This window comes from Hungatella effluvii, assembly GCF_003201875.1.
Classification (GTDB): domain Bacteria; phylum Bacillota; class Clostridia; order Lachnospirales; family Lachnospiraceae; genus Hungatella; species Hungatella effluvii.
Genome location: NZ_QJKD01000004.1, coordinates 49,142 through 62,882, shown reverse-complemented (window position 1 = coordinate 62,882; position 13,741 = coordinate 49,142). Strand labels below are relative to the sequence as shown.

At 50.2% G+C, this 13,741-nt stretch carries 9 protein-coding genes and 1 pseudogene; 3 read left to right on the top strand and 7 right to left on the bottom strand.

Going from position 1 to position 13,741, the window contains the following annotated elements; genetic code table 11:
• Positions 1–32 precede the first annotated feature (32 nt).
• From pgmB to DFR60_RS08855, 6 genes are all read right to left on the bottom strand, one after another.
• Entirely contained in the window at positions 33–3,008 is a 2,976-nt protein-coding gene (gene pgmB / locus DFR60_RS08880) for a beta-phosphoglucomutase (protein WP_110322581.1), read from the bottom strand.
• Entirely contained in the window at positions 2,965–4,344 is a 1,380-nt protein-coding gene (locus tag DFR60_RS08875) for an MFS transporter (RefSeq protein WP_110322580.1), read from the bottom strand. The genes pgmB and DFR60_RS08875 overlap by 44 nt, the downstream gene beginning before the upstream one ends.
• Positions 4,345–4,366: 22 nt before the next feature.
• Positions 4,367–5,206: an MBL fold metallo-hydrolase gene (locus DFR60_RS08870; protein WP_110322579.1), complete on the bottom strand. Its 840-nt coding sequence runs from the start codon at positions 5,204–5,206 to the stop codon at positions 4,367–4,369.
• Positions 5,207–5,246: 40 nt separating this feature from the next.
• On the bottom strand, positions 5,247–6,080 hold the full coding sequence (locus DFR60_RS08865; RefSeq protein ID WP_055657705.1) for a carbohydrate ABC transporter permease: 834 nt from the start codon (positions 6,078–6,080) through the stop codon (positions 5,247–5,249).
• A gap of 12 nt (positions 6,081–6,092) precedes the next feature.
• Positions 6,093–6,974, bottom strand: a complete 882-nt coding sequence (locus DFR60_RS08860) for a carbohydrate ABC transporter permease (protein ID WP_110322578.1) — start codon at positions 6,972–6,974, stop codon at positions 6,093–6,095.
• 95 nt (positions 6,975–7,069) lie between these two features.
• Positions 7,070–8,344: an ABC transporter substrate-binding protein gene (locus tag DFR60_RS08855; protein WP_243005011.1), complete on the bottom strand. Its 1,275-nt coding sequence runs from the start codon at positions 8,342–8,344 to the stop codon at positions 7,070–7,072.
• Between the two features lie 200 nt (positions 8,345–8,544).
• Here DFR60_RS08855 and DFR60_RS08850 point away from each other — a divergent pair, with 200 nt between their 5' ends.
• From DFR60_RS08850 to DFR60_RS08845, 3 genes and pseudogenes are all read left to right on the top strand, one after another.
• The gene (locus tag DFR60_RS08850; protein ID WP_167437556.1) at positions 8,545–10,368 is read left to right on the top strand and encodes a sensor histidine kinase; all 1,824 of its coding nucleotides are present in this window, start codon (positions 8,545–8,547) and stop codon (positions 10,366–10,368) included.
• A pseudogene (locus DFR60_RS31415) lies at positions 10,369–10,434 on the top strand (DUF6783 domain-containing protein); the annotation flags it as partial.
• Positions 10,427–11,983, top strand: a complete 1,557-nt coding sequence (locus tag DFR60_RS08845) for a response regulator transcription factor (protein ID WP_110322576.1) — start codon at positions 10,427–10,429, stop codon at positions 11,981–11,983. The pseudogene DFR60_RS31415 and the gene DFR60_RS08845, both read left to right, overlap by 8 nt.
• Positions 11,984–12,120: 137 nt before the next feature.
• Here DFR60_RS08845 and gdhA read toward each other — a convergent pair whose 3' ends face one another.
• Entirely contained in the window at positions 12,121–13,455 is a 1,335-nt protein-coding gene (gene gdhA, locus DFR60_RS08840; protein WP_110322575.1) for an NADP-specific glutamate dehydrogenase, read from the bottom strand.
• Between the last annotated feature and the right edge of the window lie 286 nt (positions 13,456–13,741).

The window sequence follows — 13,741 nt, the reverse complement described above, 5'->3', positions numbered from 1 at the left end:
ACCCTGGTGGGGAGTGAACTGTACCCCCCATTTTACGGCTTTCCACAGATTATCAGCAGCTGTGAAAATGTCTCCATGCCATAACAGGCCTCTCCGCACGATGCGGCATCGCCAATACCGGCGCTGTCCATCCCGGCACGGCACGCCGCCTCGATGCCTGCCCTGGCGTCCTCAACGACCAGACAATGCTCCGGATCCGCCGCCGCGTACTGCGCCGCCAGAAGAAATACTTCCGGATCCGGTTTGGATCGCGTAATATTTGTTCCGTCTGAAACAGCGTCAAAATAGCCGCCGAGACCGATCCGCTCCAAAATTTTTTTCGCATTTTTGCTGGAGGAACCGATCGCCAGTTTGATTCCCATGGCCCGCAGGCCGTCAAGCGTGTCCTTCACCTCCGCGCTTAAATCGGCCGGTGACATCTCATCTAAAAGTCCCTTGTAGATCTCATTTTTCTCAGCACAAGCCCGCCGTTTTTCCTCCTCTGTCAGAGTAGTCAGGCCTCCATGCCTTAAGATAATCTCCAGGCTTTCCTCCCGGGACACTCCCCGCAAAAGATTGTTGATCTGCTGATCGAACGGAACTCCAAGCCTGTCCGCCAGCGCCTTCCACGCCTCATAATGGTACGCGTCCGTATGGCAGATGACCCCATCCAGATCGAAGATAACCGCATCATACCGCGGCGTGCTCTCCATTCTGCTTATCCTTTGGTCACTCTCACCGCACTCTTCTTTATCCATCATTGGAAATTCAACAGAGTCTGTGAAAGAATACCGTTTGCCATAGACAGTCACAGTCTGCGGTCTTCCTTCCAGCAAAGTAAGTCTGCAGCCATTTCTGTTTACCTCCACTGAAATTAAGCTCCCAAGATAAGCAAACGTAAACCGGTAGGAGTTCCACTTCTCAGGCAGATACGGAGCCAGGAACAATCCCTGTTCCTTAACCCTAAGCCCTCCGAATCCATAGACAACCGCCATATAGACGCCGCCCATGTTGGCCGTGTGGATGCCATCCCCCGTGTTATGGTGCGTATTAAACAGATCCAGCTTTGCCGAGTCTCCGAAATAGCTGTATGCCTTTTCTTTTCTCCCCAGACGGGAAGCCATAATGCTGAAAATACACGTAGAAAGCGAGGAATCATGTGTTGTAATCTTCTCATAATAGTCAAACGACTTCTCCATGGTTTCCCTGGACTGCATGTCTTCAAACAATACGTGGGCCAAAACTGTATCCGCCTGTTTACACACCTGATGGCGGTATAAATACAACGGATGATAATGAAGCAGAAGAGGGAAATTCTCCTTAGGCGTTTTGTTTAAGTCCCAGACCTTTTTAGACAGAAATGTATCATCCTGCGGATTGATGCCAAGTTTTTCATCATAAGGCAGGTACATGGTCCGCTCCGCCTTTCGGAACAGGTCCACCTCCTCTTCCGTCACTCCAATCTTCTCTGCCACCGGCCCCAGGGTTCCCGCTTTCTCTAAAATCTCCCAGGATCTTACGGCCCAGTGCAGGTTGTATTTGGCACATGCGTTTGTATAGTAATTATTATCCACCAGGCATGTGTATTCGTCCGGTCCGGTCACCTCATGGATCTCAAAACGGCCCTCATGGAAATTCCCGGCATCCATCCAGAGTCTGGCTGTCTCAAACAGAATCTCAGCTCCCATGTCTGCCAGGAACTTCCGGTCCTCCGTTACAAGGTAATACGCCGCCACCGCATAGGCAATGTCACCATTGATATGGTACGCCGCTGTTCCTGACGGAAAATATCCTGAGCATTCCTTACCCATGATGGTTCTCCATGGATAAAGCGCTCCTTTTTTGTGTCCGGCTATTCGGGCGTTCTTCCTTGCTTCCTCCAGTGTCCTGTATCGGAATGACAGCAGCTTTCTGGAAATCTCCGGGTTCGTCAGCGTAAAAAACGGCTGCATATACATTTCAGTATCCCAGAAGTAATGGCCTTCATATCCCTCGCCGGACAGCCCTTTTGCAGCAATATTACAGAATTCATCCCGGCCCGCGGACTGAAGCAGCTGGTAAAGATTATAGCGCACTGCCACAGCAGTCTCCTCATCCCCATCTATATCGAGATCTGAACGCCTCCAGAATTCCGCCAGATACTCCTGCTGCCTCTGATACCAGTATTCCAGCCCCATATCCAGGGCCTCTTTCATCTCCTCCATAGCCCAGGCAAACGCGTCCTGCCTGCGCACGGAGTCAGTAAACACCGTATATTTAGTCAGAGTGACACTCTCCCCCGGCTTCATCTGAACATGGAACGTCCGTGTTATTTGATGGCCTGCCGTCTCTTTCGTCTCCTCCGCCGGAACGGACAGCTGGTGGCATACCGCACTGCAGGCCAGAAGGCCGGAAACTGCGGCGGAAGTAACCAGACAGGAAACGGCGCCCTCCACCACTGCCCTTACCGGGCAAAGGTGAGAGATACTTTCTCCCGCGACTCTCGGATCATCGGGATTACAGTAATTGCTCACCTCCCCGTTATGAACCGAGATTATTTCGGCCTGGCCGCTGTAATTTATGGATTTTACCTGATATTCAATGGTAAAAAGCGGCAGCTTGGCAAAAGAAGCCATACGCCGGCTGGTAATCTCCACCTCTTTCCCTTCGGGAGAACGCCAGACCATACTGCGCTCTGTCACACCTTTTTCCATATCCAGACGGCGGCAGAACCGGAGGACGGTTCCCTCAAACAGGGAAAATTCCTCACTTCCCAGTTTTAAGCGGATCGTCTGGGTATCAGCCACATTGACCATGGTCTGCTTTTCCTCGACAAAGCCATAGAGTTTTTCCGCCTGAGGCATTTTCATAAAATCATAAAACCCATTGATATAGGAGCCGCGGATGGTCTTTAGCCCCTCCGGGTACCCCTCCTCAAAATTAGAGCGCACTCCGATATAGCCGTTCCCGTTATGAAACACGGTCTCGTGCAGCACGCAGCTTTCCTCATCGGGGCTGAACCCGTTTGTCTGATAAATCCATTTGCTCATGGATTGCCTCCTCCTTCACTCTAGTACAACGTTGTGTAAGTTTCACTGTAAATACCCGGTTTCTTAAGGCAAAGCATACGGCCATGGCAGCGGCAGTTATGGCCAGCCAGCCAAAGATTGTCACCTGCCATCCCGCATGCTGTACCAGCACACCGATTCCATAGGTGGATATGGCACATCCCAGGTATGCCATTGCATTTAAAAAGCCTGAAACGGTCGACACTCTCCCTTCCTTTTCAAAACGGAGCGGGAGCAGATTGACAAAAAGCGTATTGACCGCCATCATGGACGCCGTAATAACAGACAGCAGTCCCGCCGTCAGAAACATATTGACCGCGCTGAACCGCCAGAGCAGAATCAGCGCGCCGGTGGCAATGAGAAAGAAAAAGGACGCCGTCTTAACCTCCTGCTTCTGAAAGAATCTCCGGTACATAAACTGGGCGGCATAGGCCCCGGTCAGGTTGATGATCGGAAGCATGGTCGTCACCAGGATGGACAGCGTCGGCGAGGCCATAAACGTCTCGCTGATATACGTTGGAACCCAGGAGGTTACCCCATCCTTTAATACGCCGTGAACCACCACCGGTATCAGAAGGAAAAGAAGGCCGGATGCGGTCAGAAGCCGTCCAAATGGCATGGATCCGGTGTCTGCCGCCTTCCCCTGTTCTGTCGTCTTTTCATATTCTACCACATTCCCGCTTTCTACCACACCCCCATATGCCTCCGCAGCCCCATGTTTCGCTGAATACGCCTCGACCTTTGCAAACCCGCGCCAAAACACCAGCGCTGCCCCGCACATGCATACGGCGGCAGCATAAAACACAAACCGCCAGCCCGCAGCCGCGATCATCGCCGCGGACAACAGATAGGAGGCAAGCGTTCCTACTGCCATGGTGGAGGTGATATGCACGCAGTACTTTACTTTTCTCTCTTCGGTCATCATCTTTGCAAAGATTCTCATAATTGGAGGCCAGATCATCGCCTGGGTATACCCGTTGACACACCAGAACAGCGCCATCATCCCAAAGCCTGATAAGAAACCCATGGCCAGATTCAAGAGACCGGAGGCAAACAGCCCGGCAAATATCATTTTCCCCGGATGGAGGCGGTCTGCCAGCATACCGTTGAGAAACTGCCCCGCACCGTAGGCAAAAAAGTAGACCATACTGATAAACCCGGCCTGCGAGGCGGTAATCACAGAACCGCCGATCATGGCCGGCATGGCCGATGAATAGTTAAGCCTGCCGATATAGGAGGCAAAATACACCAGCCAGCACATCCAGAATAAAAGCGCCTGCATATGGCCGTCATAAATCCGATTTAATTTTTTCTGCATCTTCTTTCTCCCGTCTTTCGTCCTATACTTCCGCTGTAAACCCGTCGCAGGCTACCAGAAAGCCTTTTGGCGCCGCCAGCGCCTCCATCTCCTCATGGGAGAGCCCGCGACCGCAGTTATGGGAGAAATGATTGAGGATAAACACGGTATTGTCATGGACGCAACCCATGGCCTCCAGCCTTTCCTTCGTTCTTACGTCCCCATTCCAGCCCATATGGGTCGCTCCGTCCCCCAGAATCCCCATGGTGCAGTCAAGGCTTACCAGATCCAGCCGCCGGCCGCGCAGCTGCTCCCACGTCTCCTCCGGAAAATACGCCGTATCATTTCCATACAGAAGCGTCTTTCCCGCCTCATCCTCGATCAGAAAGATCAGACAGCACTCCGCCGGATCATGGGCGGCCCGAAGAGGCGTCACCCGGTAATTTAAGACGGAAAATGGCTGAAACGGGTAAATTTCAGAGAGTTTTACACAGTCATCCAGATTTTCACAGTCGTCATCCACATCCCGCATGCGTTTATACAGTTCTCCGATCCGCTTTGTCCCATAGACATGAAACGGCGCGGCGCTTCCGGACTGTGCATATGGTCTGGCCTTCATCATCAGATCCGTGGTATAAAAGTGGTCACAGTGCCCGTGAGTCACGATACAATGGTTTATTTCATGGAGCTTCAGACCGTCTCTGATCACATGCAGATACGTATCCGGTCCAAAATCGATTAACAGTCTGCCATCCACCACCGCCTGGGCGCGTGTCCGGATATTTTTACCGCCCAGCTCCCGGGCCATCTGGCAGGATGGGCAGTCGCAGAACAGCGCCGGCCAGCCTTCCGCGGCCGCGGTTCCCAAATACTTTATTTTCATGGAAAAATCTCCTTTCCCGCGGTGTAAGCCGCCGCATCACTCAGCCCTTAACCGCCCCGTTGGTCAGTCCGCCGATGATCTGTTTCTGCAGGACCAGATACACCAGGAACACCGGGAGCATGGACAGTATGAAGGTTGCAAACACCAGCGCATAATCCACCGTAAAGGTGCTCTTAAAGTTGTACTGAAACAACGTCAGTGTCCAGTACTTCGTCGATTTATTCAATACCAGCAGCGGAAGGAAGAAATCGTTCCAGATCCATAAGCCCATCTTGATCAGCACCGTGGCCGTCATGGGTTTCAAGAGCGGCAGAATAATCTGGAAATACGTCTTGGCTGTGGATGCCCCATCGATGTAGGCCGCCTCCTCCAGCTCTGTCGGTACGCCCTGGATAAAGGCCACATAGAGAAACACGCCTTCGCAGATGGAACTGGCCACATACACGATGATGATTCCCGTGGGAGTCAGCATGTGTAGGCTGCTCATCGTCTTGATCAAAGGCATCATTTTTACCTGGAACGGCACAAAAATGCCGACTAGCAGGAAGAAATAGAGATATTTATAAAAACGGCTGACATCCATCTTCCTGGCAATGGAATAGGACACCATGGGAAGAACCACGATCATTCCGGCCAGAGACAGGATCGTTATGTACAAGGTATTTCCAACCGCCTGATAGTAATCCGGACGGCTCAGTATATTTTTGAAGTTTCCCAGGTAAAAGCTTTCCGGCAGCGCCAGAAAATTCTTTGTGATCTCGGGTTCCGTCTTGAAGGCCGAAATGACTGTCAAAAACAGGGGATAAATGATGAGCAGGATGCCAATCCCCAGAATGAGATACGTGCCGGCTGCCCGTTTTGTCTGTGTTTTCATAGGTCCTCCCTCCTAATAGACTTTCTTCTTATTGTTGACGGCAATCTGGATAAAGGAAATCGTACACACCAGAATGCACAGAATAATGGATTCCGCAATACCGTAGCTGAACTTCATTTCCTTAAATCCGTGGTTGTAGATGAGGAGCGCCACACTCTCCGTGGCACCCGCAGGTCCGCCCTGGGTGAGTCCCACCACGTAGTCAAACAGCATCAGACCGTCTTTAAACATGAGAACGACCACCACAGTCACCACCGGGAGCACGAAAGGCAGCGTGATGTGTTTAAACAGCTGCCATTTATTCGCGCCGTCCAAAGAAGCCGATTCAATCAGTTCCTGAGGAATCGACTGAAGCCCCGCCATCAAAAGTACGGTAGGTATGGCCACGCTCTGCCATACGTGAACGAACAGGATTCCGTATTTTGCCAGGCTGGGATTAGACAGGATGCTGGTCTTCAGCACTTCAATGTTAAAAAGCTCCCCGATCCCCGGGAGCACCCGGTAAAAGAACTCGTTGAATATCAGGCCCGCAGTCAGCATACTGATGACGGCTGGGAAGAAATAAATGGCGCGGAATGCCGATTTATACTTAATCTTACTGTTTAAAAGGAGCGCCAGCACCATGCTGATTACCAGAACCAGAGCCAGGAGCATGAGCGCGTAGACCAGGGTAAACAGGAAGGAACCACGGAAACGGGCATCCTGCACGATGGAAAGATAGTTGCCCAGTCCGATAAAATGAAACTTTTTCGTGATCCCGTTCCAGTCCGTCATGCTGTAATATAAACCATTGATAATAGGGTAAATAAAAAACATGCAGTAAAGCGCCACCGCCGGTATCACGAACAGAAACAGCGTGATATCCCTGTTGTTTATCTTTTTCTTACTCTTCATAAAAACCCTCTCTTTTTGAAAGAAGGTGTTGTGCCTGCTTCCTTGGGAAGCGTAAGCACAACACCTTTTGTTTTAGAGCGTATTCATCGTCTGCTCTAGGATTCTTTGTAGTACTGTTTAACAATCCTGTCGGTCTCTTCCAGGAAATGATCGACATTCTGGTCGATCAGAAGCTGCTGCATCGGGATCGCCCACTCGTTGCGCATGCCGGCCGGCCAGTAGTTGACAAGGGTCAGAAATGTCTTGTCCCCCGCCATCTTCTCTTTCATCAGGGCCAGAGGTTCAATATGGTATTCTACGCCCTTGATGACCGTAGGTGTTCCCTCATTGTCCGCCAGAAGCTGGTTGATCTCCGGCCTTGCACAGAATTCGATAAACTTAAGCGCTTCCTCCGGATGCTCTGTCGTCGCAGAGTATCCCAGGGCAATATCTACATTGATTGGAAGGGATTGTGCTCCCCCTGCAGGATTAGGAATCGGCACCATGGAGAGATTCATTTCAGGCGCCGCCTTTAAGATAGCCGCCAGCCCCCAGGTTCCGCTGATGAACATGGGATATTTATTATTGACGAAGTCAGAGGTAGCCTGCTCTCTGCCGATTGCGAGAGAATCCTTGGGGCCGTACTTTCTCAGTTCCAGCATGGCCTCCGCCATGGTACGCACGTAAGGAAGATCCGTACCCGTAAACGAAGCGTCACTCGTTCCAACCGTCTCAAAATCGTTGTAAACATCATTTTTAATAATACCGATGATTCGCTCCGCCTCCTGTCCGAGTGCGACAGAATCCTTATCATTGCAGGCGATGGCAGTAATGCCCGCCGCCTCAAAGGTCTGGCATGCCTTGATCAAATCCTCCCAGGTCTCCGGAAGCTCCAGATTCTGTTCCTCAAACATGTCCTTATTACAGAAAATGCCGAATGAACTGAGAGCAAATGGCATGGTATATACCTTTCCGTTATGTTCGCACATCTTCACGGCTGTGGCTTCCGCGTTCTCAAGTACCTTCTCACCGGTCATATCCGCCATAATGCCTTCGTCCATAATACTCTTATACGTCGCCTCCGCCGGATAGACACTCATGATGTCCGGAATATCGCCGGTGGAAATATTGGTTAAAAATACGGTCTCCGAGTCTGCTGGGGAGATCTGATTGATCTTGACGCCGGGATTTTCCGCCTCAAACTTTGCGATGATATCATCATAAACTGACTTTGCTTCATTTTTCATCTGAAAGAAATCCAGTGTGACAGATCCCGCCACCGCTTTGGAACTCTCACCGCCTTTATTTTCGGCTCCTCCGCCGCATCCTGTCAAAACGCCTGCTGCCAGTGCAGCTGCTGATAAAACTGCCATTACTTTCTGATATCTCATAACCTTTTCTCACTTTCCCTTTTTTCAAACGTGCACGTCTTTTTGATGTTCTAATCATAATCAATTTCAGACAGGAAATGAATACCCCTATTTTATATTTCTTACCATTTCTTCACATCCTTACTCCGCCAGCTTGCATCCTGTCATTTTCTGTTGCTATAATAGGTCTGTACCATAGAACGGTCAGATTGGGGAATACCATGAAAAAGAAGATATCACTGGAGCATTTAGGAGTCCGCAAACGTCTCTTCATTATATTGTTTTTAATCGTCCTGCTGATGGCAGGCTGTTTTACCTATATCTTTATAACGCTTCACAGGCAGACCTACGCCCGGCTGGACACAGCCGCCTATCAGACGGCTGCGACTCTGCTGGAACAGGCCTCGGGCAAGGTGGATACTCTGGATAAGGTGACTTCCTATCTTCTTCAGGAGCATTATCAGAATAACGGAAACGGATCCATTTTCCCTTATTTATCGGATTATGCCACTTCAGAGGAGACAAGTGCCGCTCTCTCCAAGACATTTACCACTGCCACAAGAAAGCTCTTCTACTTATTTCCTTCCCTGGAGGGCCTCTATCTCTACACCAACGATGGTGATCCCATCATCTTCGACAGCAGGGACTTCACCCGCCTCCACGCGTCCTCTCTCACAGAGGCCCCCTGGCGGGAGCATGTCATAGACCGGAAAGGCAGGCTTGTGCTGCTGAAATCGGACCAGATCCCCTCTAATTTCAATGAATCCGAGGAAGATCCATCCGGCAGAGCCTCCCGTCACTACCTCTACGGCACCCGTGTCCTCATCAACCTGCGCAGCTCATTTGCCCCGCTATGCCTCGTCCTTGCCCAGCTGGATATCAATGACCTCCAGTCCTCCTTTACCCGCCTGCATTCCTACAAAGGCCAGTCCTATGCTCTCTTAGATGCAGATAACGGCTTGCTGTCGTCCTCTGACAGTTTTCCGCTTGAAACCATGTCCAGCCGAATGCCTGCCACCGGAATCTCCGGTGCGTCATCCGAAGTTCCGTATACTTATGTAAACTTCAAAGGAACCGGCTATTTTTTCCATATGGTGACCGATCATTCCACCGGCCTGTCCTGTGTGATCTCCACTCCGGCCGCCGTAATCTCCTATATGCCGCTGGTAATGATCCTGGTGTCCCTGCTGCTTCTGCTCTTTCTGATCATCCTCTTCGTCCAGTACACCTTCCGCGGTATCTCGAAACCGATTGAGACCCTGGTGTCCGCCTGCGGAGAGATTGGACAGGGGAATTTCTCCGTCCGTGTGGAGATTCCGCCGGATGCGGAGCTGGGATATCTGACCAGCTCTTTTAATCAGATGGCCGGACAGGTGGCGCATCTGATCAATACGGTTTACTTAAAGGATATTGCAGAACGCGATTTAGAGCTTCAGATGCTCCGTAATCAGATTAATCCTCATTTCCTTTACAACACGCTGGAAAGCATGCGTATGGCGGCCTACACGGAAGGCGCCCACGATATCTCTCAGATGTGCCTGCTGCTGGCCGATGTCCTGCGCTACGGGGTCTCCTCACCGACCGAGCTGGTGACTCTGAAGGAGGAAATCGAGCATTTAAACGAATATATTACACTCCAGCAGTACCGCTTCCACTACGCTGTGAAGATCAATGTCATGGTGAGCCAGGACTTATACGAATTTCTGTCATTGAAACTCATGTTCCAGCCTCTTGTGGAAAATGCACTGAACCACGGATTCGAGGGCTTTACAGGAAATGAACGGATCGGTATCTTCGGATATCAGAAAGAGGGAACCCTCTGTTTTCAGGTAACGGACAACGGCGTGGGAATGGCGCCGGAACAGGTGGAGACACTGAACGGCTATATCAGAGGTGAAAATGAGGCATTTACAAGCATTGGCTTAAAGAATGTGCACCGCCGGATCGAGCTATATTATGGAATCGGCTACGGGCTGACGATCGAGAGCCAGGAGGGACGCGGAACCTCGGTCTGCATTAAAATTCCGCTTACGTCTGCGAAGTGAGGCGTGCAGATGACAGGAATGAATTTTAAAACACGCTCCAGCAAGGAGGAGGAAAATCATGTATAAAATACTGGTGGTTGATGATGATCCCAACATCCGGATCGGACTGTCCCGGATGATTCAAAATGCTTATCCGGACACCGTCATTACGGACACTGCGGAAAACGGACGAATCGCCTTCGATCAGGTGGTTAAGTTTCATTTTGATGCCGTCATCACCGACATCAAGATGCCTGTGTGGGGCGGTTTAGAGCTGCTCACTCATTTAAAGGAAGAATACGTCATTCCTCCGACACTGGTGCTGAGCGGATATGACGACTATAATCTGGTCCGCAGTTCCTTAAAGCTGGGAGCCATCGATTATCTCTTAAAACCGGTCAACGAGGGACTACTCTTAAATGCCCTGGATTCTATCTTTAAATCGCTGGAGATCAATTCCTTAAATCCACCGGCCCTGGAGGCCGATTTAAAGAATCAGATTCTTCTGGAGGGCTTCTTCGGCTCCGCCCCGGTAGAAGAGGAGAAAGAGGCATTTTTGACGCGCAGCTGCATCACCCGGGATACTCCCTGCCGCGTCCTCTACGTCGATATGTCCCACGGCCTCTATTCCCGCAAGAAAATTATCCGCAATTTTATTGAAACCCGCTTCGAGTCCTGTTTTCCTCCTTCATCCTCCTACTGCCCGATATATGGTGAGATCGGCCAGTACTGGATTCTGCTGCTTTTTGAACTGGGAGAGACCGCCAGATGCGCGGCCCTTACAGCCGCCTTTCTAAAACAACTGGAGGATGAAGGACTCTTCGTAAGTGCCAGCTTAAGCCCTCTGCCCCTGGCTGATTTATCCTTTTTAAAGGCGGAATGCCTGCGGGGCTTTGAGAGGTATTTCTTCGACCTGCCCTATACGGCTGATTCAAAGGAGTGGACCGGCTCAGAGGAAGGAGAGCAGACCGGCATGAAGCGGCACCGGGCGGCGGAACAGGAGCTTTTAGACTTGACGACCACCGCCCTGGCCGAATACGATTATGCCGGCGCCCTCGAACACCTCTCCCGGCTGTTCGCGTACTTTAACAGCCGCCGCCCCTCAGTCGCGCATCTGCGCAGAACGTTATCCAATGGTATTTATGACCTGATGGGACGCAACGCCAACTTCATCCCGGTCGTCAGCCAGTCCAGCCTGACAGACTATGACATTCTGGCGCAGATCGAGGATGCTTCCAGCTTAAAAGAGCTTCAGACCTCCATGTTTGCCACGCTGAACTTTTATGTGGAAAAGGCCATGGATTCCCTTAATAATAAAGAGGACTTTGTCATAAAAAAGGCCAGGGAATATATCCGGAATAATTACAGGGATACCATTACCCTGAACGATGTGTCCGCCTATGTTTACTTAAACCCTAACTATTTCAGCACGCTGTTCAAAAGTAAGACAGGAATCACCTTCCGCCAGTACCTGCGGGATTTCCGCATCCAGACCTCCAAGGAGCTGATCCGCCATGGAAACTTGAAAGTCTATGAGATAGCCGACGCGGTGGGCTATCCCGAACCGGCCCATTTTGTGCGGGCATTTAAGGAGGTGGAGGGCATCAGTCCTACGGAGTATAAAAATTCATTGTGATTTGTATCAATTGTTATTTCTGCGATTTGCAAAATCAAAAAACCGGAAGCACGAAAGGATCGGTATCCCTTCCTGTCTTCCGGTTTTTAATTATTCACATTCGTCTCATAAACAGTCTAATAGAAATCCTCAGAATCCTACACAACTCCCTGAGCCATCATAGCTTCCACAACCTTCTCAAATCCCGCGATATTGGCGCCGGCCACATAGTTGCCCTTTACGCCGTATCTCTCAGCCGCATCCGCTGCTTTCGCGTAGATGCCTACCATGATGCCGTGAAGCTTCTCATCCACTTCCTCAAATGACCAGGAAAGTCTTAAGCTGTTCTGGCTCATCTCCAGTGCGGAAGTCGCCACGCCGCCTGCGTTAGCTGCCTTACCAGGCATGAACATCATGCCGTTTTCCTGGAAGAAGTCCGTTGCTTCTCTTGTAGAAGGCATGTTAGCGCCCTCTGCCACTGCGAAGCATCCGTTTGCCTTTAAGGCCTTTGCGTCGTCTAAATTCAGTTCATTCTGCGTCGCGCATGGAAGAGCGATATCACATGGAATGCTCCAGATTCCCTTTCCTTCTGTATAAGCAGCGGTAGGAACTGCATCCACGTACTCTTTGATACGTCCGCGGCGAACCTCTTTGATATCCTTGACAATATCAAGCTTAATGCCGTCCTTATCGTAAATGTATCCGTTGGAATCGCTTAATGCAACCACCTTGGCACCCAGCTGCTGTGCCTTCTCTGTCGCGTAGATTGCCACATTGCCGGACCCGGATACGACTACTGTCTTTCCAGCCAGTTCATTTCCGTTGTGCTTCAACATCTCATCTACAATGTATACGAGGCCATAGCCAGTCGCCTGTGTACGTGCCAGGGAACCGCCGTATGTTAAGCCCTTACCGGTCAGAACGCCTTCATATAAGCCGGTCAGTCTCTTATACTGTCCGTACATATAGCCGATCTCTCTAGCGCCTACGCCGATATCGCCGGCCGGAACATCCTGATCTGCACCAATGTACTTGTAAAGCTCTGTCATGAAGCTCTGGCAGAATGCCATAACCTCTCTGTCAGATTTACCCTTTGGATCAAAGTTGGAACCACCCTTGCCGCCGCCGATCGGAAGTCCTGTTAAAGAGTTTTTAAATACCTGCTCAAAACCTAAGAATTTTAAGATACCCTGGTTTACGGACGGATGAAGACGTAAGCCTCCCTTGTACGGCCCGATTGCGCTGTTAAACTGCACGCGGTATCCCTTGTTGACCTGTACCTGCCCGTTGTCGTCAACCCACGGAATACGGAAGGAAATGACTCTCTCCGGCTCTACGAGGCGCTCTAAGAGTGCCATCTTACGGTACTTCTCCTCATTAGCGTCAATGACCAGTCTCAAAGAATCGAGCACTTCCTTTACCGCCTGGTGGAATTCGGCTTCTCCCGGATTCTGTTTTACCACTCTCTCATAAACTTCATCAACATACGACATAGATTTTTCCTCCTTGTGATTTTCCACATTTACCATACGACTTCACATCAGTGAATATTGCTTCCAAAAGGGCAAAAAGGGGCCAGAACATACGTTCCGGCCCCTTTGCCTTTTGTAACTGATAGAAATTATAGCAAGTAAAGATTATAAAGTCAATAATTACCAAAACTTTATTTTATTAATTTTAGCTAAATTTAAACTGCTTATTATTATTCCCTTCCCACTTTTAATACCATGGCAAAATTGTTAACTATATATTATTTTTAGTTGACATCTTTTCATACGC

Coding starts and splice junctions, on each gene's coding strand:
- DFR60_RS08845 (WP_110322576.1), top strand. CDS start 10,427: ATGTATAAAATACTGGTGGTTGATGATGATCCCAACATCCGGATCGGA.
- DFR60_RS08865 (WP_055657705.1), bottom strand. CDS start 6,080: ATGAAAACACAGACAAAACGGGCAGCCGGCACGTATCTCATTCTGGGG.
- DFR60_RS08870 (WP_110322579.1), bottom strand. CDS start 5,206: ATGAAAATAAAGTATTTGGGAACCGCGGCCGCGGAAGGCTGGCCGGCG.
- DFR60_RS08875 (WP_110322580.1), bottom strand. CDS start 4,344: ATGCAGAAAAAATTAAATCGGATTTATGACGGCCATATGCAGGCGCTT.
- DFR60_RS08860 (WP_110322578.1), bottom strand. CDS start 6,974: ATGAAGAGTAAGAAAAAGATAAACAACAGGGATATCACGCTGTTTCTG.
- pgmB (WP_110322581.1), bottom strand. CDS start 3,008: ATGAGCAAATGGATTTATCAGACAAACGGGTTCAGCCCCGATGAGGAA.
- DFR60_RS08850 (WP_167437556.1), top strand. CDS start 8,545: ATGAAAAAGAAGATATCACTGGAGCATTTAGGAGTCCGCAAACGTCTC.
- gdhA (WP_110322575.1), bottom strand. CDS start 13,455: ATGTCGTATGTTGATGAAGTTTATGAGAGAGTGGTAAAACAGAATCCG.
- DFR60_RS08855 (WP_243005011.1), bottom strand. CDS start 8,344: ATGAGATATCAGAAAGTAATGGCAGTTTTATCAGCAGCTGCACTGGCA.